This window comes from Sporosarcina sp. Y1009, assembly GCF_057669865.1.
Genome location: NZ_JBYHFO010000010.1, coordinates 26481 through 49758, shown reverse-complemented (window position 1 = coordinate 49758; position 23278 = coordinate 26481). Strand labels below are relative to the sequence as shown.

At 38.1% G+C, this 23278-nt stretch carries 22 protein-coding genes; 6 read left to right on the top strand and 16 right to left on the bottom strand.

Annotated elements, in window-relative coordinates:
• Window positions 1-26: 26 nt before the first annotated feature.
• The 12 genes from trxB to AC25Y1_RS12935 form a co-directional block, all read right to left on the bottom strand.
• Window positions 27-977, bottom strand: a complete 951-nt coding sequence (gene trxB / locus AC25Y1_RS12990; RefSeq protein ID WP_488148421.1) for a thioredoxin-disulfide reductase — start codon at window positions 975-977, stop codon at window positions 27-29.
• A gap of 77 nt (window positions 978-1054) precedes the next feature.
• Window positions 1055-2575, bottom strand: a complete 1521-nt coding sequence (locus tag AC25Y1_RS12985) for a tetratricopeptide repeat protein (RefSeq protein ID WP_488148420.1) — start codon at window positions 2573-2575, stop codon at window positions 1055-1057.
• Between the two features lie 85 nt (window positions 2576-2660).
• A complete protein-coding gene (locus tag AC25Y1_RS12980; RefSeq protein ID WP_488148419.1) occupies window positions 2661-3185 on the bottom strand; it encodes an acyltransferase in 525 nt (174 codons plus the stop codon).
• Window positions 3182-3835, bottom strand: coding sequence for a pyrophosphatase PpaX (ppaX, locus tag AC25Y1_RS12975; protein ID WP_488148418.1), 654 nt, complete (start codon window positions 3833-3835; stop codon window positions 3182-3184). The genes AC25Y1_RS12980 and ppaX overlap by 4 nt, the downstream gene beginning before the upstream one ends.
• A 23-nt stretch (window positions 3836-3858) precedes the next feature.
• On the bottom strand, window positions 3859-4665 hold the full coding sequence (gene lgt / locus AC25Y1_RS12970; protein ID WP_488148417.1) for a prolipoprotein diacylglyceryl transferase: 807 nt from the start codon (window positions 4663-4665) through the stop codon (window positions 3859-3861).
• Window positions 4666-4668: 3 nt separating this feature from the next.
• On the bottom strand, window positions 4669-5619 hold the full coding sequence (gene hprK / locus AC25Y1_RS12965; RefSeq protein WP_488148416.1) for an HPr(Ser) kinase/phosphatase: 951 nt from the start codon (window positions 5617-5619) through the stop codon (window positions 4669-4671).
• A gap of 149 nt (window positions 5620-5768) precedes the next feature.
• Window positions 5769-6953 carry a DUF4097 family beta strand repeat-containing protein gene (locus AC25Y1_RS12960; RefSeq protein WP_488148415.1) on the bottom strand — a complete coding sequence of 395 codons (1185 nt, stop codon included), beginning with the start codon at window positions 6951-6953 and terminating at the stop codon, window positions 5769-5771.
• 67 nt (window positions 6954-7020) lie between these two features.
• Window positions 7021-9894 carry an excinuclease ABC subunit UvrA gene (gene uvrA / locus AC25Y1_RS12955; protein WP_488148414.1) on the bottom strand — a complete coding sequence of 958 codons (2874 nt, stop codon included), beginning with the start codon at window positions 9892-9894 and terminating at the stop codon, window positions 7021-7023.
• A gap of 6 nt (window positions 9895-9900) precedes the next feature.
• A complete protein-coding gene (gene uvrB / locus AC25Y1_RS12950) occupies window positions 9901-11883 on the bottom strand; it encodes an excinuclease ABC subunit UvrB (RefSeq protein WP_488148413.1) in 1983 nt (660 codons plus the stop codon).
• Window positions 11884-12021: 138 nt separating this feature from the next.
• Window positions 12022-12258 carry an IDEAL domain-containing protein gene (locus AC25Y1_RS12945; protein WP_488148412.1) on the bottom strand — a complete coding sequence of 79 codons (237 nt, stop codon included), beginning with the start codon at window positions 12256-12258 and terminating at the stop codon, window positions 12022-12024.
• Between the two features lie 146 nt (window positions 12259-12404).
• Entirely contained in the window at window positions 12405-13598 is a 1194-nt protein-coding gene (locus AC25Y1_RS12940; RefSeq protein WP_488148411.1) for an ABC transporter permease, read from the bottom strand.
• Window positions 13582-14331, bottom strand: coding sequence for an ABC transporter ATP-binding protein (locus AC25Y1_RS12935; protein ID WP_488148410.1), 750 nt, complete (start codon window positions 14329-14331; stop codon window positions 13582-13584). Before AC25Y1_RS12935 ends, AC25Y1_RS12940 begins: the two co-directional genes overlap by 17 nt.
• 149 nt (window positions 14332-14480) lie before the next feature.
• On the opposite strand from AC25Y1_RS12935, the gene AC25Y1_RS12930 reads away from it, so the two are divergent.
• From AC25Y1_RS12930 to AC25Y1_RS12910, 5 genes are all read left to right on the top strand, one after another.
• A complete protein-coding gene (locus AC25Y1_RS12930; RefSeq protein ID WP_488148409.1) occupies window positions 14481-14906 on the top strand; it encodes an HIT family protein in 426 nt (141 codons plus the stop codon).
• Window positions 14907-15004: 98 nt separating this feature from the next.
• Window positions 15005-15529: a tryptophan transporter gene (locus AC25Y1_RS12925; RefSeq protein WP_488148408.1), complete on the top strand. Its 525-nt coding sequence runs from the start codon at window positions 15005-15007 to the stop codon at window positions 15527-15529.
• 122 nt (window positions 15530-15651) lie between these two features.
• Entirely contained in the window at window positions 15652-16014 is a 363-nt protein-coding gene (locus tag AC25Y1_RS12920; RefSeq protein ID WP_488148407.1) for a YtxH domain-containing protein, read from the top strand.
• A gap of 115 nt (window positions 16015-16129) precedes the next feature.
• A complete protein-coding gene (locus AC25Y1_RS12915; RefSeq protein WP_488148406.1) occupies window positions 16130-16714 on the top strand; it encodes an HTH-type transcriptional regulator Hpr in 585 nt (194 codons plus the stop codon).
• Window positions 16715-16799: 85 nt separating this feature from the next.
• Window positions 16800-16985 carry a hypothetical protein gene (locus tag AC25Y1_RS12910; protein WP_488148405.1) on the top strand — a complete coding sequence of 62 codons (186 nt, stop codon included), beginning with the start codon at window positions 16800-16802 and terminating at the stop codon, window positions 16983-16985.
• A 56-nt stretch (window positions 16986-17041) separates the two neighbouring features.
• Here AC25Y1_RS12910 and AC25Y1_RS12905 read toward each other — a convergent pair whose 3' ends face one another.
• Window positions 17042-17143 (bottom strand): YjcZ family sporulation protein, encoded by a 102-nt coding sequence (locus AC25Y1_RS12905; RefSeq protein ID WP_488148404.1) that lies wholly within the window; start codon window positions 17141-17143, stop codon window positions 17042-17044.
• A gap of 142 nt (window positions 17144-17285) precedes the next feature.
• Here AC25Y1_RS12905 and AC25Y1_RS12900 point away from each other — a divergent pair, with 142 nt between their 5' ends.
• Entirely contained in the window at window positions 17286-18149 is an 864-nt protein-coding gene (locus AC25Y1_RS12900; RefSeq protein ID WP_488148403.1) for a peptidylprolyl isomerase, read from the top strand.
• 60 nt (window positions 18150-18209) lie between these two features.
• Here the strand turns inward: AC25Y1_RS12900 and yhaM are convergent, their stop codons facing one another.
• The 3 genes from yhaM to AC25Y1_RS12885 are packed head-to-tail and all read right to left on the bottom strand — an operon-like array spanning window position 18210 to window position 23256.
• Window positions 18210-19148, bottom strand: a complete 939-nt coding sequence (gene yhaM / locus AC25Y1_RS12895; RefSeq protein WP_488148402.1) for a 3'-5' exoribonuclease YhaM — start codon at window positions 19146-19148, stop codon at window positions 18210-18212.
• Complete coding sequence (locus AC25Y1_RS12890; protein WP_488148401.1) at window positions 19132-22029, bottom strand: ATP-binding protein; 2898 nt, start codon at window positions 22027-22029, stop codon at window positions 19132-19134. Before AC25Y1_RS12890 ends, yhaM begins: the two co-directional genes overlap by 17 nt.
• Before the next feature lie 9 nt (window positions 22030-22038).
• A complete protein-coding gene (locus AC25Y1_RS12885; protein WP_488148400.1) occupies window positions 22039-23256 on the bottom strand; it encodes a metallophosphoesterase family protein in 1218 nt (405 codons plus the stop codon).
• Window positions 23257-23278 lie beyond the last annotated feature (22 nt).

Here is a 23278-nt window from a genome sequence, read left to right as displayed (position 1 = left end):
GTAACATTAAGAATTTGTTAATTCGATTACACGTTTGCACTTTTTTTATCTTTTAGTTGTTCGATATATTGTTGTGCAGCTTGTGCAGCAACACTTCCATCACCAGTTGCTGTTACAATTTGGCGTAAAAGTTTTTCACGAACATCTCCAGCCGCGTAAATTCCTGGAATTTTTGTTTCCATAATCTCATTCGTTTCAACGTATCCATTTTCATCAAGAATCCCTAATTTTTCAAAAGGAGCTGTTAGCGGATCCATACCGATGTAAACGAACATGCCGTCTGTTTCAAATTCTTTTTCAGAGCCATCTATAGTTGAAAGTAATGTAACTGAACCGATTTTTCCATCTTCTTCATTTACTTCTTTCAACGTTGTATTCCAGATAAACTCCATTTTTTCATTGGCAAATGCGCGGTCTTGTAAAATCTTCTGAGCCCGAAGTTCATCGCGTCTGTGAATGACAGTTACTTTGTCTGCGAACCTTGTTAGATACGCACCCTCTTCAACTGCAGAGTCTCCGCCGCCAACGACAATGATTTCTTTTTGACGGAAGAACGCACCATCACAAACCGCGCAGTAACTAACGCCACGTCCAGTTAGCTCTTCTTCACCAGGAATACCCATTTTTTTGTATTCCGCACCTGTAGAAATAATAATGGTTAATGCTTTGTATTCTTTCTGTCCTACATAAATCGTTTTGTATTCTTCACCATCAACGATATCTGTCACATCACCATAGGCATAATCCGCACCAAATTTACGTGCATGATCGAACATTTTTGTAGATAAATCTGGACCTAGTATATGATCAAATCCAGGATAGTTTTCAATATCTTCTGTTGACGCCATTTGTCCACCCGGTGCTCCTCTTTCGAGCATAAGTGTCGATAGATTACCACGTGATGTGTAAACTGCTGCAGTTAATCCAGCTGGACCCGCACCAATAATAATCACATCATATATTTTTTCAGTAGACATTTTAAATTCCTCCTATACAACTGTTACCACATATAAATAGTATAAGATTTCAACTGCATCTTCAACTTCCTTGCTCACTAGTTCAAATATGGTAAAAACTCAATGAGGTCATTTACATATTTCGTCAACGTCGGTGTTGATATCCCATATTTTTCAGCCAAGCCTTTTTTTGTAACACCTTCATAGCGTGCGGATTGGAACATATAATCCGCCGCCGAAGCAAGTGCTTTGGGATTGGGAAATTTATAAGATCGACTAAGTGCACTTTCACACAACGAAAACCACATTTGAAAGAGATGTGTAGCTTCTCGATTCAATGGTTGGTACTTTGCATATAATATATCTGTTGTTTCCAATGCTTGCATAAATGAGTGGTCGAATGATGTTTCAGGCATAAATTCATAATTTAGCCCACTTGCTAGGAATAGTCGTTCCATTGCACTCAGTTCATCGACAATTATATAAGATGGATGGGAGATGATTTCTTGTTTATGGGCAGATTTTCCAAGTAAATAAAAGCCTAACATACGCTCACTTCTATATTCATTTTGAATTTTAGTAAGCAAAAAGTTCCGATCCTGTTCAACTGAATTCGGTATAAATTCTTCTGTAATATCTTTCCACGGTTCAAAGCCTTCTTTGGATGGGTCTATCTCAATAAGATTTGCATAAGCTTTCTTGGCAATCTCATCACGCCCAGTAAAATAAGCAGCATGTGCCAACCAGAAAAAGAAACCAGCATCCCCTTCGAAACCATTCTTTTGAATGCCTCTGAGTAAATTAAATGCCTCGGCATGCTTTCCGACAAGTGCAAAAGTTGCCCCCAGCTTATAGCGATGTTCAATTAAGTACGGCTTGATTTTCATCAATAATTCAAGCAAAGAATCCAAATCTTCTTCTTTTTTTTCATAATAATAAAAAACAGCTAAATTACATAATGCGTGCAAATTCCCTTTGTTTTTTTTCAAGATATCATGAAGTAGCGCATTTGCTTTTTTCGTCTTGCCGACGTAAAAGTAGGCAAGCGCAAGATTATTATAAGCAGCCCAAAATTCCGGAAAATCTGTGATAATTGTTTCCAATAATTCTATTGCTTCTTTAAAATCCCCTGTCTCCATGAGCCGCCGTGCTTTTTCTTGAAGAAAATAGACTTCTTTGTCGACTTCTTCTTCCTCATCAATATACTTTTCCTTTTGTTCGACGAAATCAATGATTTCTCTAGATTCATCTCCAAAAGGTCCCAATGCGTCTTTGGCTAAATATTTTTTCGCATACATTTTAGCATCTCGCAACAACCCAAGATGTGCATGGATTTCTGCCAAGTAAAAAATAAGCTCAGTTTCATCCGGATTCAGTGAATAAGCAGTCATTAAAATTTCATGCGCCTCATCAAAACGGCCTTCTTCCATAACGAGAACTCCGTATTGCATAAGAATTTCTGGATCATCTGGACTGAGTTCAGTGGCCCTTTTCAAATATTTTTGCGCTTCGTCGAAACGATCTCTATTTAAAGACCGAAGTGCTTTTTCATAATAAAACTTACCATCTGGAATGAATGATATTATTTTTTTATTGTCAGTCGTTTGTTTTTTGTTCAATCAAATTCCCCCGAAAACACTTAAGAAGGAACGTATTAAACGCCCCTTCTCCTAATTCTCCCTATTATACCATACTACGCAAGTTCTACACATTATACTTTGATGTTTGACGTTGTTCCATCTGTTCTTTTGTATAAATGATCTTCACTGGATTACCACCCGCAAAGACGCCAGGCGGTACATCACGATTCACAAGTGTAGCAGCTGATATGACGGCACCGTCTCCAATTTTAACACCTGGAAGAATCGTAGAATTTGCACCAATCAATACATTTTTCCCAATGATAACATCACCAATTCGATATTCATCAATCAAATATTCGTGTGCAAGAATTGTCGTATTGTATCCAATGATTGAGTTGTCGCCGACTTCAATTCTTTCGGGGAACATCACATCTGGCATTACCATCAGTGCAAAAGATGTTTTTTCACCAATTTTCATCCTTAAAAACATACGATATAAAACGTTTTTGAAGGCGATAAACGGTGTATATCTGGCCACCTGGATGATGATGAAATTCTTGGCCACTTTGAAAAAAGAGACAGTTTTATAAATATGCCAAAGTGAATTGGCATCGCCGTTTGTTGGATATCTTTCTGTCCGTCTCAATTTTCTTCTCCTTCAACAATTTTCAGTAAATCAGAAATATGTTGAAGCATATAGTCCGGATTATACTTTTGGAGAAAGTCTTGACCCTTCGCGGACCATGCAACAGCCGCTGTGCGTACCCCCGCATTTTGCCCACCCACAATATCGTGATAGTTATCGCCGACCATCATCGCTTCGTCTCTGTCTGCATTCAAACGACTCAGCGCTAGCAAGATTGGTTCTGGATCAGGCTTCGCATTTTCTACATCGTCCATACCAATGACAACATCAAATACACCATCAACATCTAGAAGTTCCAATCCTTTATAAATCATATCGTTTCTCTTAGTGGAGACAATCCCCATTTTATAGCCTTCACTTTTCAATTTCCGCATCGTTTGGGAAACTCCGTCAAACTCGATTGACAGACGATCATGATTTGTGAAATTCCATTCTCTATATTCTTCTATCAGTATCTCTGCATTTTTTGGATCGACTATATTAAAAGTTTCTTGTAAAGTCGGCCCCAGAAAAGGAAGTATTCGGGCCCTGTCGTATTTCCCAGGATAGTTTTTTTCAAGAACATGCTCAAAAGTTTTGAAAATCAACTCGTTTGTATCTAGCAATGTGCCATCGAAATCAAATAATAAAGTCGTTAGTTTTTTTGTCATATAATCGTTTATCCCTCACTCAGTTAGTTATCTTGATATTTCTCGTCTACTTTCCGAACATAACGTCTTAAGACGAAAAATATGACTGCAATAATAATTGTTAAAACCGAAACAACTTGTGCGGTCCGTAATGTTCCGCCCATCAAACTATCAGTTCGCAAGCCTTCTATGAAATAACGGCCAAAAGAATACCAGGTTAAATAAAGTAAAAACATTTCGCCTCGAAGTAATGCAACTCTTCGAAGAAGCAATAAGATAATGAGCCCAACGAGATTCCACATGGATTCATATAAAAATGTCGGATGATGTGTCACACCATTTATCGTCATTTGATCCATAATCCAGTCTGGAATAATTGTTGTATTTAGAAAGTGTTCTGAAACAGGTTCACCGTAGGCTTCCTGATTCATAAAGTTTCCCCATCGACCAATAATTTGCCCAATTAAAAGGCCAGGTGCAGCAATATCAACGGTTTTCCAAAATGAAATTCCGCGCATTTTCGTGAATATATAAGTGGTGATAAAGGCCCCAATCAATGCCCCGTGGATGGCGATTCCACCCTCCCATATTTGAATGATTTTTCCGGGGTTGTCCTTATAGAAATCCCATGAAAAAATAACATAGTATATACGAGCACTAATAATTGCAATCGGGACTGCCCAAACAAGTAAATCTGTCAAAAAGTCGGGATGCATTCCCCTTTTCACCATTTCACGCTGAACAACGATAAAAGCTAAAACGATTCCGAGCGCAATTAAAATACCGTACCACCGTACCGATAAAGAGCCTATTTCAAAGGCAACTGGATTAATCGCAAGTAAGTGAAGCATATATCAATCTTCCCCCTCTGCCATGTCTTCGCTCGGGTTTTGGCTAATCGCATGACTTAATTTATTTGCAAAGTCTTGTGCAGCATTAATCCCGAGTCTTTTCATACGATAATCCATTGCGGCAACTTCAATAATCACTGATATGTTCCGACCCGGGCGTACTGGAACAGTAAGTTTTGTTAATTCGGAGTTCATGATTTTCATTTTTTCTTCATCCAGTCCAAGTCTTTCATACATTTTATCTTGATCCCATAACTCAAGGCTGATGACGATCAATATTCTCTTATCACTTTTGACAGCACTTGCGCCAAATAAGTTCATAATATCAATAATGCCTACACCACGAATTTCAAGCATATGTTCGATTAGTGGAGGTGAATTTCCAATTAATACGTTTTGTGCCACTTCACGAATTTCAACTAGATCATCAGCGACAAGGCGATGACCTCGTTTCACGAGTTCTAATGCTGTTTCACTTTTACCAACACCACTTTTTCCGGTGATTAGCACCCCAATCCCGTAAACATCCACGAGCACACCATGCAATGTCGTCATCGGAGCCAGTCGACCTTCCAGATAGTTTGTAAGCATGCCAGAAAAGCGAGTTGTCGGCGTGGTCGTCTTAAAGACAGGAATTTGAGCTTCCTCTGCTGCATCTATTAACTCCACTGGAACATCCACCCCATGCGCAACGACAACAGCAGGCGTTACTGATGAACAAAGTTTTCCCATTCGCTCCACACGTTTTTCAGGTTCTAATCTCGCAAAGAAAGCTAATTCTGTTTTCCCAAGAAGTTGAACACGATCAGCGGGATAAAAATTGAAAAAACCTGCCATTTCAAGCCCTGGTCTTGATATATCACTTTTATCTATTTGGCGTTCCAAACCTTCAGCACCTGCGCAAATTTCCAATCCTAATTTATCTTGAACATCACGAACAGTTACGTATCCCAACTAGACCACACCTTCCATTTTATCTACCTATTCATACTTTAACATAATTTTAAGGGATGTTGCTGCTAGCGAAGTTGTTTTTTGAAAACAAAAAAGAGCAAATCCACAACTGATGCGTTGCATCGTTTGGAATTGCTCTTTTCGCTAACTTATTTTGCGTTATAGCAAACCAGTACTGAACCTGTTTTTGCTTCTCCAAAAATGTATAGCGGTTCGTTATCGCCTTCGACATCCTTTTTGAAACGAATAGATCTTTGTAAGAGTAAATCTTGCTCAGCGGTGCGTTCTACATCATTGAGTTGTAAATCTAATCTACCCATATTAGATGCAATTTCACCAGATAGTGATGGTTTATTAGGAATGTAAATTTCAACTGAACCACTCATTGTTTTGGCTTCAATTTTTTTGGCTTCCTCATTGGTTGTCGTTAGGACGACATGTCCACTGAGCGATTGCGCCTCTACTTCTTTAAGGTCCCCATCAATATATACACGACCGTTTAAGGTTTCCGCTGAAAGTTTCTCACCACTTACACCAGTAAGTCTGACTTCACCATTCGCAGTCTCAAATTCGGCAGTCTCGTATTTCAACCCTGAAATCTCGATTTTTCCATTCGCAGTTTTCACATGTGCTTTAGTAATCTCCGCATCATTTAATTCGAATGAGCCGTTCATAAGACGGACATCTAGTTTTTCATAAGTCTTTTGAGGCAGGTATAACTCTAAGTTAACTTTCGTCATTTTCATCTTACTTGAAATTCTTAATTTGTTGTCATCTGTTACGACCAACACTTTTTCCAGAAAGTCTTCCTTAGCTTTCGCTTCAGACTCACTGTTAAATGCTTTTACCGAGAATTCTGCACGCGCTTCTTTTTCGTCACTTAAATGAATCGTTATTTTCCCATTATCGATATCAAATAGCAATTCATCAATTTTATCCATCGGCTTTGTAATTGTATGAGAAAATAGAACTGATTCACCAAATGGTGAGTCCAGATCAAACTCTTTCACTTTTTGCACCGCAGTTTGCATAAAGTGCATGAAGCGGTCTCCAACATTCGTGAAATCTTTACGGAGATCTTCTAAAAATTCATCCATTGATTGTCCTGATTGTCCTTTTTTCTCAGATGAACCGGGTTGCTCGTTCTCTTGTTTAGAACTTTGCGAAGGTTCCTCAGCAGGTTCGGTAGAAGATTGAGTTGCTTCATTTGTTTCAGTTGTTTCTTGCCCGGTTGTTTGTTCACCGTTCAATTTTTCCAAAAGCGTAAGCGCTTCGTCCGTGGTAATCGTACCATTTTCCAACATTGTCAAAATCCGTTTTCTTTTACTTTGCATTCTTTTGCCTCCTAATTTGGATTTCTATTGGTGAATAGTATATATACGGTTTGAATGTGAAAAAGTTTCACTTACCAAATGATTCTGCCACTTGCAATACTTCTTTCATACGTTTTCGATCTCTCGCTAATATGGTTTTTAAATAGTGCCCAGTGTAAGATTTCTTCACTTTCGCTATTTCTTCAGGCGTTCCGGTTCCAATAATCTGGCCACCTTTATCGCCACCTTCAGGTCCTAAGTCGATAATATGATCAACTGTCTTGATCACATCTAAGTTATGTTCGATGACAAGCACTGTATTCCCTGATTCCACGAGTCGCTGTAAAACTACAAGTAATTTTTCAATATCATGTGTGTGAAGTCCTGTTGTAGGCTCGTCAAGAATGTAAAAGGATTTACCGTTGGATCGTTTATGCAATTCTGAGGCCAGCTTCACACGTTGCGCTTCTCCACCTGATAAAGTGGTTGCAGGTTGACCGAGTTTAATATAGCCTAGTCCGACATCATCAATTGTTTGCAATTTACGGCTGATTTTGGGAATGTTTTCAAAAAAGACTAGTGCATCTTCTACTGTCATTGCCAGGACATCTGCAATGTTTTTCCCCTTATAGAGAACCTCTAATGTTTCACGATTATACCGTTTACCATGACAAACTTCGCAAGGCACATACACATCTGGCAAAAAGTGCATTTCAATTTTTATGATTCCATCTCCACGGCATGCTTCACAGCGTCCGCCTTTTACGTTAAAACTAAATCTCCCTTTTTTATAACCACGAACCTTGGCTTCATTAGTAGAAGCATATACGTCTCGCACATCGTCAAACATACTTGTATAAGTTGCTGGGTTGGATCTGGGTGTACGACCGATTGGAGATTGATCAATTTCAATGACTTTCTCAAGTTCCTCTATACCTTCTAATGATTTGTATTGTCCAGGTTGTTGTCGAGAACGATTTAGTTTTTGCGCTAAAACTTTATATAGTATTTCATTTACAAGCGTACTTTTACCTGAACCTGATACACCAGTAACGGCTATAAATTGGCCTAATGGAATATCCACATCAACATTTTTTAAATTATTCTGTGCTGCACCTTTAATTATTATTTTACGACCATCAGGTTGTCTACGCTCAAGTGGTAAAGGAATGAACTTTTTCCCACTTAAATAATCTCCAGTTAGCGACCCAGAATCATTCATCACTTCACTTGGAGTACCAGCTGAAACAACTAGTCCACCTTCTGCCCCAGCACCTGGCCCCATATCAATTAAATGATCTGCAGCAAGCATTGTATCTTCATCATGTTCGACGACGATGAGTGTATTTCCAATATCCCTCATGTTTTTTAATGTATTAATTAGACGGTCGTTATCGCGCTGATGTAAGCCAATTGATGGTTCATCTAAAATATAGAGTACGCCAGTTAACCGTGAACCAATCTGAGTTGCCAGACGTATTCGTTGCGCTTCTCCACCTGATAGTGTTCCTGATGCCCTGGATAACGTTAAATAATCTAGCCCAACATTGATGAGAAATCCTAATCGCTCTGCAATTTCACGTAATATTAGTGCTGCAATTTGTTTATCTTTTTCAGATAGCTGTAATTGCTTGAAGAAAAGGTCTGCATCTTCAATCGATAATTCGGTTACCTTTCCGATATGAACACCGTTTATCTTTACTGCAAGCGTTTCTTCTTTTAAGCGGTAGCCATTACAAGAAGGACAAGGTCTCTGCGCCATATACTTTTCCATCTGTTCGCGCGTATATTCTGATGAAGTGTCCTTATATCTGCGGGCAACATTCGCTAATACCCCTTCAAAATTGATTTCACTATCCCGTGTTCCACCAAATTCATTGGTATAACGGAAACGGATTTTTTCATTTTTCGAACCAAATAATATCTTTTCTAATTGTTCTTCAGGTAACTCGCTTACTGGTACTGTCATTGAAATCTCGAAATGTTTAGCAACTGTTTTTAAAAGCTCCGGATAATATTGTGAACTAGTTGGTTCCCACGGCGCAATCGCATGATCCTTTAATGATAGTGAAGAATCAGGGACGACGAGGTTTGGATCTACTTCCAGCTTAGTTCCTAACCCATCGCATTCACCACAAGCGCCAAATGGACTGTTGAAGGAAAACATTCTTGGCTCAAGTTCACCAATGGAAAACCCACAAAGCGGGCACGCATGGTGTTCGCTAAACAACAATTCTTCTCCGTCAATAATATCGATTAGAACTGTTCCATTCGCAAGGCGGAGGGCTGATTCCAAAGAATCTCCCAATCGTGAAACAATATCATCCTTAATCACAATACGGTCAATAACTACTTCAATAGAGTGACGTTTATTTTTATTCAACTCGATATTGTCGTCTAAGTCGATTATTTCCCCATTTACACGAATGCGAACATAACCTTCTTGTCTAATTTCGTCTATCAACTTGGCATGGGTCCCTTTTTTTCCTGAGACAATCGGTGCCAAGACTTGGATACGAGTTCTTTCTGGAAGTATCAATATCCGATCAACCATTTGTTGTATCGTCTGAGATGAAATCTCTGTTCCATGTATTGGACAGATTGGTTTTCCAACTCGCGCAAACAGGAGACGTAGGTAATCATAAATTTCCGTTACTGTTCCAACTGTAGAGCGCGGGTTTCGGCTCGTCGTTTTTTGGTCAATCGAAATTGCTGGGGACAAACCTTCGATTACATCTACATCCGGCTTATCCATTTGCCCTAAAAATTGTCGTGCATAGGATGAGAGCGATTCTACATACCGCCGTTGTCCTTCTGCATAAATCGTATCAAATGCAAGTGACGACTTTCCCGAACCTGACAAGCCTGTAATGACAACAAGCTTGTCGCGCGGAATATTTATACTTATATTCTTAAGATTATGAGCTCTTGCGCCTTGTATGACGATTTCTTTGTTTCTCATTGCAATCTACCTCTCTGCCTTTAGCTCTAAAATTGCATCTCTTAGTTCTGCCGCAAGTTCAAATTGAAGATCTTTTGCAGCCTCTTTCATTTCTTTCTCGAGTACCTTGAGAATCGATTCTTTCTCAGTCTTCGTCAATTTCTTACCTTGAGTAATTTTCTCTATATAAGTTTCTCTTTCCTCTGCAACATCAGTTGCGCGGATAATTTTGTGAATGTTTTTCTTGATTGTCGTGGGTGTAATTCCATGTTTTTCATTATGTTCTTTCTGTATTTCACGGCGACGTTCTGTCTCACTAATTGCCTTTGTCATAGAATCGGTCATCCGATCCGCATACATAATGACATGTCCATTCGAATTTCGTGCTGCACGCCCAATTGTTTGAATGAGGGCCCTTTCTGAGCGAAGAAAACCTTCTTTGTCGGCATCTAATATAGTCACCAATGATACTTCTGGTAAATCTATACCCTCTCTAAGTAAATTAATCCCAACGAGCACATCATAGGTTCCAACTCTTAGTTCCCGAATAATCTCTATTCGTTCTAGTGTCTTTATTTCTGAATGAATATACTGCACTTTTATGCCGATTTCTTTTAAGTAATCCGTTAGATCTTCTGACATTTTCTTCGTTAATGTCGTAATCAGAACGCGTTCATTCTTTTTCACTCTCTCGTTGATCTCATGAATGAGATCATCTATTTGTCCATCAATCGGTCGAACATCAATCGTTGGATCTAATAACCCTGTTGGTCGAATAATCTGTTCGACCATTTCAGGCGTATGTTCGATTTCATAAGGTCCAGGTGTTGCTGATACGTAAATCGCATTTTTTGCGCGCCCTTCAAATTCATCAAATGTTAATGGACGATTGTCCAGTGCTGAAGGGAGACGAAAACCATGATCCACTAATACTTTCTTTCTGGCTTGGTCACCGTTAAACATGCCACGAACTTGGGGCAAGGTAACATGACTTTCATCAACGATTAATAAAAAGTCATCTGGAAAATAATCGATAAGTGTATAGGGAGATGCACCAGGCGGACGCAATGTCATATGCCTAGAATAGTTTTCAATTCCTGAACAGAAGCCCATTTCACGCATCATTTCTAGGTCATAGCACGTTCTTTGTTCGAGTCTCTGTGCTTCAAGTAACATATCTTCACTTTTCATGTATTTTAAGCGTTCTTCGAGTTCAACTTCAATATTATCAATGGCTTTTACCATCTTCTCTTCACTCGTAACGAAGTGAGAGGCTGGGAAGATAGCTACATGTTCTCGATTACCGATAATTTCACCAGTCAAGGCATCCACTTCTCGAATGCGATCGATTTCATCTCCGAAAAATTCAATTCGAATGCAGCGCTCATCTCGCGAGGCTGGAAATAGTTCTACAACATCACCACGTACACGAAACGTACCGCGTGTAAAACTAATATCATTTCGGATGTATTGTATGGCAACAAACTTTCTTAGTAATTCATCACGCCCAATTTCCATCCCAACACGGACTGAAACAACCATGTCCCGGTACTCTTTTGGTGAACCGAGTCCGTATATACAGGAGACTGAAGAGACGATAATCACGTCATTTCGTTCAAATAATGCTGATGTCGCTGAGTGACGGAGTTTATCAATTTCATCATTGATACTCGCATCTTTTTCTATATAAGTATCTGTATGTGCCACATAGGCTTCTGGTTGAAAATAATCATAATAACTAACGAAGTATTCTACCGCATTGTCTGGGAAGAACTCTTTAAATTCACTATATAATTGACCTGCTAAAGTTTTATTATGCGCCATAACTAGCGTAGGTTTGTTGACCTCTGCTAATACATTAGACACCGTGAAAGTTTTTCCCGTTCCTGTAGCCCCTAGAAGTGTCTGATGGCGTTTATTCTCTTTTAATCCTTGAATAAGCTGTTTGATAGCGGCTGGCTGATCGCCAGACGGTGTATAGGGTGCTTGTAAATTAAATTTTTGAACCAACGAGGAACCCCTCCTGAGCTAGAATATTCTTATTTTATCATATATCCTAAATTTATACGAGTGAAAAGGGAACGTACGTTTTAACTAGTTTGCAAAATAAAAAACGCTACAATTTAATTCTTGTAGCGTTCCTCCATTTTAGTTGCAATTATTCATTTTCAATAATTCCGTTGAGTAAATCATAAATGCCTTTTCATCACGTGAATCCAAAGATTGATCGATATGCTGAATGATACGTTCTTTTATCTGTTCGCGGTGAAGCTGCTTCAGAAATAAATCCATATAAATTTCTCTCAAAAGTTTTTCCGCCTGGGCCGTAGAGGGATTTCTACCGACAGATTTCATAAATCCAGTATATGAGTACCTTTTTTCCAATACGCTCACCCCTGTTGCCTTTTTGTTATTATACCTAATTTATAGAGTGAGTTGCAAGGTTTTTCCGAATTTTCTATATACCACATAATTTTTATCTATATAAAAAAACACTCCTTGGCGAAATAATCGTCCAAGAAGTGATTCTCTTATTTTTCTTTAGTTGTTTGAAGTGTAATTTCCGATACGACCAAAATAATAATCCCCAGTATAAAAGGTGTCCATTGAAAACCAAATGTAAAAAACGCAGTAAACATAACCAAAACTGCTTGAAGTAACTGAACGTTTCTAACGATACTTCGAATTGCAGCTGAGCGATCACCGGCGGGGAATAACATATCCATTCGGAACTCTTCTCCTGCACGTAGTGCATAAATTAGTTGAATAGCAGAAGCGAAAGATAACGCACCCGTAAAAATATAAACAACAACAGGGAACGGAATAAAGATTGCACCGACAAGCGTAATTCCAGTCAATCTTACCCATAACCAAAAAATATCATCCGTTCGAATAAAGGTCCGCTTAAGCAAATACTTTTGAGTACTTCTTTTTTCGAAACTTGACGGCAACATCAAAAATCCAAGCCATTGTCTTCGACTTACAGATCCCTTTAAATGTGGCACATCGGTAAAATAATTTGCAAATCTATAAAAACGCATCATTCTATTTTGTTCGAGCACGATAAAGTGCTCATAAGGAAATGGTCTTGCCTCTTTTTGTTTTCTCCAATATGTTGCGTAAATTCCAATAAGAACAGCTACCAAAATAATTAAATATGGATAAGCGCTTAGCCAGACATAAATAAAAACCGCTGCCAATATGAAGCGTATGATTCTGTCTAGCCAAACCCCTTCTCCACTTTTCGCATGTCTGAAATAAAACTCCGACTCCACAAAAGCCCACTTTAGTACAACGATGAAAAATACTAGCCATATTAACGATGCTTTTGTACCCGTCTCTGTAGCCGATAAAAGTGGCAACAACACAATGTACAATATAAAAAGTAATGGCAGTTGGGAAAATCCAGACCAACGTAGAGATTGTTTAAAATACAACTGAAGTTGAGTCTCTAAGGGTAACAAATAGACAGCATCTGCCGGCTTTAATAAGGTGACTGGTGCGGAATAAGTCAACACGACACCAATGACAATTGCTGTCAGTAGTGCAGCTGGAAATTCCGGTGACACTTCTTTTAGCCACTCACTATACGTATAACCCCCTGCACCAATTGCAAATACAAGAACAAGCGCTAGATGACCTGTAAAAACATATTTCATATATCTTTGAAACTCTGTCATATAATGCATAAACCGAGTTCCCCATAATTCACGCAAATTTTTCATAATCATTATCCTCTGTCATCGCAATGTATAAGTCATCTAGCGATGCGTCAGGTCGTCCGAATATCGCTCTGAGCTCATCCATCGTTCCTTGCGCCCGTAACTTACCTTCGTGTAACAGAATGATTCTATCGCAGTATTTTTCAGCAGTCGAGAGGATATGCGTTGACATAAGCACAGAAGCGCCTTCATTTTTTCGTTCCGTCATTTGTTCAAGTAAAGATTTAATCCCTATCGGATCAAGACCCACAAACGGTTCATCAATGATATACAGGGATGGATTGACGAGAAACGCACACATAATCATAACTTTTTGTCGCATACCTTTTGAGAAATGAGTTGGAAACCAGCGAAGTCTCTTTTCCATCATGAACTCTCGGAGTAACGCAGCAGAACGAGCTTCAAACACATCCTTGTCCAGTCCATAGGCCATCGCTGTTAACTCCAAATGCTCCCTTAATGTCAATTCTTCATATAGGACGGGTGTTTCCGGAATATAGGAAAACGACTTCCTATACATATCTGGATTTTCACTAAAAGTGACACCATTTATTCGAATTTCACCGCTATGCGCATTCATCAAACCAATAATATGTTTAATCGTTGTACTTTTACCAGCACCATTTAAGCCAATTAATCCAACAAGTTCACTTTTTCCAATCTCAAATGACAAATCATGTAAAACAGGTTTCCGTGAATATCCACCCGTTACGCTTGTTAATTCAACGATTGACATGTTCATCCCCCATTCTTTTCTACAGTTTAACAAATTTACGCCCAAATTACCTTGTCCTTTGCATAAACAGGAAATATAATTTAAGTATAATCCGCAGTCTCCCCCTAAAAATATGCTACAATTGTTGAAATAATGAGAGGAGTGTTGAAATGACTGGTTGTATTTTTTGTCAAATCATTGAAGGCGCTGTTCCTAGTGCCAAAATTTATGAAGATGAACATGTCTATGCATTCATGGATATTATGCCTACTACAAAAGGACATGTTCTATTAATACCTAAAAAACATATCGAAAACATTTACGGTTTTTCAGAAGAAGACGCAGCTAATTTTTTCAAAGTAGCGCCTAAAATTGCAAATGCTTTAAAAGAAGAGTTTCGTCCTGCAGGCCTGAATTTACTGCAAAACAATGGTGCACCTGCTGGCCAAAGCGTATTTCATTACCACATGCACTTCATTCCAAGATATGACGAGACTGACGGCTTTCAACTATCGACATGGGAACCAAAACATACAACATATACACCGGAAAAAATTCAAGAACTTGCTGATCACATCATAAGTAAACTTGTTTAATCTAACGTTTTAAGATATGATATAAAGTAAGTTTTTCGCTATCGATCATGAGGATACGATAGGAAAAAAATTGAGCTTAGCTGAGGAGAGATGAGAAAATGAATACGAAAAATCTTGTGCTTATGGCCATGTTAGTTGCCGTAGGTGCTGCACTGTATTTAGTAATTCCAGGTATTAATGGTGGTATGAAACCTGATTTCATGTTGACAATGATGTTTATAGGGATTTTATTATTCCGTGATGTGAAGAGTGTTTTCATTCTTACGATTGCAACAGGCGTTCTGTCGGGATTATTTTCGACATTCCCATTAGGGTTCTTACCAAATATCGCCGATAAACTAATTACTGGCTTTGCTTTTTATGCGGTTATCATTACGTTTAAAAAGATTTCCACTAATTTAATTGCATCGACTGTAATCGTTGGTCTAGGTACACTGTTATCAGGATTTATCTTTTTATCAGTAGCCATTTTTATATTAGGCGTAGATCTACCATTTGCTTTCTTATATGCAACGGTAGTACTTCCTGCTTTTGTATTAAACATAGTTGCTTTTTTCTTAATTAAACCAATCGTGACAAAAGTCTTGGAAAGATCATCTTTTCATAAAACTGTTACGAACTAATACGCATATAAAGCTTTTCGCTATCCTGCGAAAAGCTTTTTTTGTTTGCTCATCTATGGAATGCGTGGTTTAATTAAACTAGTAAAAGGAATACTATTTCTAAAGAAAGGGGAGCGTTACTTTTGAAAGCATCTACTTTTTTCCTTGGCCTTGCAACTGGCACTGCCGCAGCAGCGATAACAGTACTATACTCGACTCCGAAATCAGGGAGTGAAATCCGAACCTCTGTAAAAACTGCATCATCTGATTTGAAGGATTCATTTGGAGATATTAAACAAAAAGTAAATCATTTAAAAAATTCAATCACTAAACTATCAAAAGAAGCAAAAGAAACTGTTCCTGGCGCCGCCCTAGGGATTAAACAATCATTCGAGAATTGGCAACAATCGACTGAACCAAATCGAAAACGTCTCGAACAAGAATTATCCGCAATTCAAGAAGCGATAGAAAGCTTGGAACAAACAATTGCTGCACATCAAAAATAAATAAAAATGAAAACCTGGTTATCCAAAATAAGGATAACCTTTTTCATTTCAAAAGTTTTTGCAATTCTCACTTCTTTATCGTTTGCTTTCCTGCTATAATAAAAGAGGATGATTTATGAATGTAGGGGGGGTCTTACTATTGGAAGAGAAATATTCACCAAGAGAAGCTTTGATCTTTAGCCAACGCATCGCTCAGTTGTCTAAGGCTCTATGGAAAGCAGTAGAAAAAGATTGGCAAGAGTGGATAAAACCTTATGACTTGAATATCAATGAACATCATATTTTGTGGTTATCTTACCATCTAACAGAAGCGACTATTTCAGATATCTCGAAATTCGGTGTGATGCATGTCTCAACAGCTTTCAACTTTTCAAAAAAACTTGAAGAACGCGGCTATTTAAATTTCTTTAAACAAGAAGATGATCGACGAAACACCTATGTTTCTGTAACAGCTGAAGGCGAGAAACTTATTCTAGAAATGAATCAAAGTTACTATAATACTGAACATAGAATACTTGATGGTTCTTTACCTATTAAGCAATTATACGGGAAATTCCCGGAGTTTTTAGAAGTTATGTCCGTCGTAAAAAACATTTACGGTGATGACTTTATGGAAATATTTGAACGTGGTATTACGAACATCGAAAATACATTTGATAATGAAAGCGGCGAATTGACAGCCGTTCAAAATACAAAATAATCTTATCGATCAGATTGGTTCTGTTTCATTTCCGATCGATTTCTGCTATTATTACGTGTAGATGATTAAAGGGGAGGAAATTCATTTGATCCTTGTAATAACAGTTCTATTTTTATTATTTTACTTATATCAAATAAATAGAATGACGTATATACTTTGTGCCACAAGGGAAATCCCCGAAGAAAAACAATCGAAAATTTTCACGACAGTTAATATTCTTGTGACAATATTAATGCTCTCTTTTTTCGTAGAAGTTTTATTGGCAGTATGAGGAATGCAGAAAAAGTCCAAAATCCCCTATCGGGAATTTTGGACTTTTCTTTTTTCTTAATACAAGTATGCAGCACCGACAATTATCAATAAAATAAACAGCACTACGATCAATGCGAATCCAGAACCATACCCACTACCTTGTTTATATCCGCTCACGAAAGCACCCCCTCTCTCTCTTTATCGTATGCGCACAGTTTAGAGCTTCGTAGGCAAATTACCGACAGAGTATTTTTGTTTTTAGTCTGAATTTATGGTATAGTATCAACTGTTGCACATTAAATTTAGGGGAGAATATCGTATGAGAAAAACAATACTTGCGCTATCTTTAACCGCTTCTATCCTCGCACTTTCTGCTTGTAGCGATACTAATGCTACTGATAACGAAGTGATTGCTACAACCAAGGCTGGGGACGTTACAAAAGAAGAACTATATAACGAAATGAAGGGATCCGTTGGAGCTCAGGCTTTTGAAAACTTATTACTTAAAAAAGCAATCTCAAACGAATTCAATGTTTCCGATAAAGAATTACAAGATGCTATTAATGTTCAAAAAGAATCATATGGCGAGAACTACGAAATGTTTCTTAAACAACAAAACTGGACTGAAGACTTTTTTGAGCAACAAATTGAATTGAAAGTACTTAATGAAAAACTGATTGAATCATTAGATGAAGTAACTGAAGAACAGATTAAAGCTGAATACGAAAAAATGAAAAAAGAAATACATGCACGCCATATTCTAGTAGATGATGAAAAAACAGCTAAAGAAGTCATTGCAAAATTAGAAGAAGGCGAAGACTTTGCTGAACTTGCTAAGGAATATTCAATTGAACCTGTTGCACAAGAAAGCGGCGGCGATTTAGGATGGTTCGGACCTGGAAAAATGGTACAGGAATTTGAAGATGCTGCTTTTAGTCTTCCTGAAAACGAACTAAGTGAACCTATTAAAACAAGTTTCGGATATCATATCATCGAGGTCACAGAAACACGTGATGTTGAATTAGCTGAAGAATACGAAGATCTAAAACCAGCTATTGAGAATGGAATCATGAAACAAAAATTCGAATCTGAACTGGCAAATCTCGTTGAAAAAGTTGACGTTGATTTGAAAGATAAAATGTTTGAATCTGTACTTGAAAACTGGACAGTTACAGATAAATAATTATATGAAAAAAGGCTATCCGATTCGATTCGGATAGCCTTTTGTATTAGTATGCATTTTTCATTCAAAGGTTGGTTTATAAAATGAACGATTATCCAATGGGAAAATTCGTTCAGAAAATTCTCCTGGCATAGTTTTACTAAGTGCACGATCTAACATATTCATTTTTGCATCGATATTATCGATATAGTGAAGAATTTCGGCTTCTTTAAGCATTGGACGTTTCGGACTTCCCCACTCTTCTTTTCCATGATGGGACAGAACCATATGCTGTAAGAGCATGATTTCCTCACCAGTAATTTCTAGTTCATCTGCTGCCTTAGAAATTTCATTGACCATAATTGATATATGTCCAAGCATATTTCCGATAACTGTATATTGCGTTCCAACTGGCCCAGATAATTCAATCACCTTACCAATATCGTGTAAAATGATTCCCGCATACAGTAAATCTTTATTTAACGAAGGATATAATTCAGCTAAGGATTTCCCTAAATTCAACATGGACACCACATGATCAATTAGCCCAGATACATAATCATGATGATTTCGAGTTGCGGCTGGGTATGTTAGAAATTCAACTTCATGTTTTTTCAATAAGTGGCGCGTAATCCGCTGAATTTTCGGGTTTTCCATTTCAAAGAAAAACGCCATTAACTCTTCTAATAAAACTTCCTTACTTTTTGCTGCCGAAGGAACAAGATCAGAAATTGATATATTTTCTGTTTCTTTGATTGGGCGAATGCTTTTTATGCGCAATTGATTTTTTCCGCGATATTCGTGAATATCTGCACCGACTCTAACAATCGCAGTGGCTGGATAGAGTTTCATATGTTCATCTGTTGTATCCCATAACTTCGCTTCCAGATCTCCACTTTTATCCTGCAATATCAAGGTCATAAATGGACTTCCTTGAGTGGTAACACCTTTAGTAGATTGCTTGATCAACAAATAAAGATCAATGGTCTCGCCTACTTTATAATCAAGTAACTGTTTCACTGAACAACGCCCCCTTTTCGTTTCCAATTTCGGAAACGTTTACTATTGTACCATCTACCCAATACTTTTTCATTTTTTCATGACATGTAAAATAAATAAATTGATGACCTTGTGTATCATCCACTAATTTCATCATACGCGAAAGTCGCTCTTCGTCAAAGTGAACAAATGGATCATCCATAATAATCGGAAACGGCGCACTGTCCAAAATTGACGCTGCAAGGGCAAGTCGCAATGAAATATAAGCTTGTTCTTTCGTAGCCTGGCTAAGTTCTATTATCGGGTATCTTATCCCGTTTTCCGATAGCACTTCGAATGCACCGCTTTCTGGCACAATAAGTGCTTTGTATTTCCCATCCGTTAACTCCTTAAATAGTTGCTCTGCATGGCGAAGAACTTCAGGTAATTTCTTTTCTTTTAACTCCATCATCGTTCGATTGATCCCCTCTTGAATTGCTTTTCGGGCAGACCAATCTTTTGCAAGTTCCGCAAGCTCTGCTTTTTTCACTTCAAAAAGTTGTCGCAACTGACTATAGGTTTCATCTGTAAGCAGCTGCTCTGTTTTGTTGACAAGTTTAGCCTTTTCGTTCAAAAGCGCATGTATCCTATCATCGATGTTCGATAAATTCACCTGATGACTATTAATGTTCTCAGCGATTTCAGCTTCAGTTGTCAGTTCTACCATAGAATCCTGGCCGTCTTCTGTTAGTTGTAACGCTAATGCTGCAACTTGTTCTTTTAACTGGTTTGTTTTTTGGTGAAGATCATATGTCTCATAAAAATCTTCATCACTTTCTACTCCTGCTTCATTCAATAACGTACTAAGATTTAGTTCAAGTGCTTCAACTCGATCTTCCATTTCGATTAAAGATGGCTTGATTTGTTCGATTCTTGTCATTGAAGATTCCCTTGTTTTAATCACTTCTTTTAATTGGAGATATTCATTTCGTAATCTTTCATATAAATTATCCGGAGATATATCTTGTTGTAAGGTGTTTTGAATGTCCTCTATGTGATGATCCAGTTTCGTTTGCATCGAATTTTTCAGTACAAACGCATCTTTCATTTCACGCGCATTTTCTTGCAACTCTCGAATCATGCGAAATAACTCTGGAATAATTGCGGGTGATGGCACCCCATCAAAACCGTAAACCTCTATGAACTTATTAAAATGCGCCTCTGTTTGACTTCTTCCAATCTGTAAATCATCTAACTTAGATTTTGTTGTTTCAGATTTGCGTATAAGTGCACGGGTTACTTCTTCTAAACGCTGCTTTTCATGTGTAAAAAACGCCACACGGTCTAAAAGGTTTTTTATTTCTTGTTCTTTATGGTCATAATCAGATACAAATTTCTCCATCTCGCTAAGCTTCGAGTCGTCTTTGGCATCTTTATTGAAATGAAAAAACAGACTAACTCCAGTAATGATCACACCTAAAACAATGGAAAACCATTGTTGTTGGACAATACCGTAACCGATCAATAAAATCGCAACGAGTAAACCAATCGGCAAAAGTTGAGTACTATGATCTTTCGTAGTTTGTTTATTAAATGAAATATATGCTTTAGCCTCTGCTAATTTCTGCCTAATTGCTGGCCACTCTTGGGCTTGTTTCCGTTCCTCATTCGACGGCTCTTCTAGAGATTCAAGTTGCTGAACTGACTGATTCGCTTCACGACTTTCTTGTGTATAACGCTTATCAGTAAAGTCTATTTCATTATTCAATGTCGTTAACTCATTTAAAATTTCGTACATTTCTTCTTCCTTGCGGAGAGAAACATCTGCTTCGATGACCATTTGATAGCCGTCGTCACCTTTGACCCCAATACGATCAAGTAAACGGTGTTTCAAACTTTCCAATCGGCGTATCTCTTCATCAAGCCCATTCATGGTGGATCGCCAGTTGTGCCACTCCGATTCCTTTGCCAATAAATAATCGAGTTTAGAAAGGCGATCGGTTTGATGGTCTTGGGGCATATGCTTCGTTAACACTGAAAGTTCTTCTTCAACTCTACGTTTAGCGATTTTCGCTTCAACTAACTGACTAGTTAACGACTCAAAACGTCTAATACCATCTGCGGGGAAAGTTGTTGTGTTCATATCACTTAATTGTTTTTGCAGTGTATTGTGTTTCAATTGCAGTGGCAATCTCTGTTGTTGAAGCGACAGTTGTTCTAGTTGTTTGCGATGATCATTTTCATGAACGCGTAATTGCAAAAGCTCATTCTCAATTTCATAGATTCTCGCGATAGCGGGTGCATATTCTGCTACTTTGTCTTGTTCTTCTTTTAGTGATAATTCTAGTTCCTGAAGCTCTTTCATTTTCACGTTCATTTTCGGAATTCGACCGGATTTTTTAAATAACTCTCCCATATCCGTTTCCATTCGTTTCTCAAGTTGAATTAAAGTATCAACACCTGTGGTCCCTGATGCCAGCAACGTACGACTAAGCTCTGCTTCATCCATTTTATCAAAGGCCTGTAATTGGAGTAGCGAGAAGGAAAAGATTGATTCAAAAGATGACCGATTATAATGTCTTAACAATGCTTTTAAATCTTCTTCACCACCTGTCGTTCCATCCTCAAAATGCACAGTGACATCACCAGATGATTTCCCGCGAATGCGTTCAATGGTACAGCGTCCATAAAGCTGGTCGACTAACTGGATTTGCCCTCCGTATTTCCCGCCTGATTTCGGCTCATAACGCAATAATGCACTATTTCTTTGTGGAAAACCAAATAAAATATGAAGAATAAACTGTTGAATCGTTGTTTTCCCAGCCTCATTTAACCCGTAGACGATATTTAGTTTGGAAGCAAAATCTATGACGACATTTTCATGTTTGCCAAACCCATAAATTCGTAGTTTTTCAATCTTCATGTGCGCACCTCATTTACTTTCTATCTTTTCTGTCGCCACTATGGACAATGCTTTTTCTTTAATTTCTTTTATATCGATTTCACTTAAAACGGATAAATATTTCACACCACGTGTGTGCTGATAGACATCATTTAATATTTCTTTCCATTCCTTATGGTCCCATCCGTTTATCATACTAAATACTGACTGCTCTAATGCCCCTCTGGCCTCTGTAGTTATTTTTTTCTCGAATGTGATGGATTGAACCCATATAAAGGATTCAGGCTCATCAACTACTTCTCGAAGTACACCGAGCCATTCCTCAATTGGTGTTTGATCGAACATAGCTGCTGTTTCGTGGTCTACATCAGTCATCGTGAGTTCAATAATTGCCGATCGATGTTTTTCCTTAAAAGAATCAATTGCTTCCTTACAAATTTTAATCCACTCATTTGCATGACGAATACCTGCACATGAGATGTCAATTTGCTCGAAGACAATTTCTGATGTTGGAATAAAATGAAGGATCGGCTCATTATTTATAAGATCAACCTCGTAAAAACCTTTCTCACCACGCTCATTTCTGTGACGCCCTTGAAGGTTACCAGGATAAATGATTGGTGGATCCATTTGTAATTGTTGGCGTAAATGAATATGGCCAAGTGCCCAATAATCATAATGTTTTTGTCTTAAATCTTCTACTGTAAATGGTGCATAGACTGCATGGTTCTCATCGCCTGCTAAACTGCCGTGAAGCATGCCAATGTGATAGCCATCCTCCCTTTCAGCAACAGGGTAATTTGCAATCATCGATTCACGAATATGACGCTTAGCGTAACTAAAACCATAAATATTCACTGTTTCACCACGAATATTCAGTTTGGTTCTTTCCACTTTTTCAGTAAACACATGAACATTTGAAGGCAATTCAAATCTTGTCCATCTTCCGTCTAAATGATCATGATTCCCATACGAAATGACCACTGGGATGTTGGCTTTATCTAGCCTTTCCATTCCCGTTTGAAACTTCATTTGCGCCCGCAAGCTTCGATCTTCACCGTCATAAATATCTCCTACAATCAGAACGAAATCTGGCTTAGAAATTAACGTATGCTCAATCAGTCTCTCGAATGCCGCAAATGTACTGTTACGCAAGTTTCCTAACTGATCCGCTTGCATGCCCGTCATCCCTTTAAACGGACTATCAAGATGTAAATCAGCCGCATGAATAAAACGAATCGCTGACAAAATAACCCCTCCCACGTAATCG

What these genes read in the sequence shown, in the direction of transcription:
- trxB (WP_488148421.1), bottom strand. Translation starts at nt 977, where the DNA reads ATGTCTACTGAAAAAATATATGATGTGATTATTATTGGTGCGGGTCCA.
- uvrA (WP_488148414.1), bottom strand. Translation starts at nt 9,894, where the DNA reads ATGAGAAACAAAGAAATCGTCATACAAGGCGCAAGAGCTCATAATCTT.
- AC25Y1_RS12935 (WP_488148410.1), bottom strand. Translation starts at nt 14,331, where the DNA reads ATGTCAATCGTTGAATTAACAAGCGTAACGGGTGGATATTCACGGAAA.
- AC25Y1_RS12900 (WP_488148403.1), top strand. Translation starts at nt 17,286, where the DNA reads ATGAGAAAAACAATACTTGCGCTATCTTTAACCGCTTCTATCCTCGCA.
- AC25Y1_RS12925 (WP_488148408.1), top strand. Translation starts at nt 15,005, where the DNA reads ATGAATACGAAAAATCTTGTGCTTATGGCCATGTTAGTTGCCGTAGGT.
- lgt (WP_488148417.1), bottom strand. Translation starts at nt 4,665, where the DNA reads ATGCTTCACTTACTTGCGATTAATCCAGTTGCCTTTGAAATAGGCTCT.
- AC25Y1_RS12890 (WP_488148401.1), bottom strand. Translation starts at nt 22,029, where the DNA reads ATGAAGATTGAAAAACTACGAATTTATGGGTTTGGCAAACATGAAAAT.
- AC25Y1_RS12960 (WP_488148415.1), bottom strand. Translation starts at nt 6,953, where the DNA reads ATGCAAAGTAAAAGAAAACGGATTTTGACAATGTTGGAAAATGGTACG.
- AC25Y1_RS12940 (WP_488148411.1), bottom strand. Translation starts at nt 13,598, where the DNA reads ATGAAAAATTTGCGTGAATTATGGGGAACTCGGTTTATGCATTATATG.
- ppaX (WP_488148418.1), bottom strand. Translation starts at nt 3,835, where the DNA reads ATGACAAAAAAACTAACGACTTTATTATTTGATTTCGATGGCACATTG.
- AC25Y1_RS12915 (WP_488148406.1), top strand. Translation starts at nt 16,130, where the DNA reads ATGAATGTAGGGGGGGTCTTACTATTGGAAGAGAAATATTCACCAAGA.
- AC25Y1_RS12930 (WP_488148409.1), top strand. Translation starts at nt 14,481, where the DNA reads ATGACTGGTTGTATTTTTTGTCAAATCATTGAAGGCGCTGTTCCTAGT.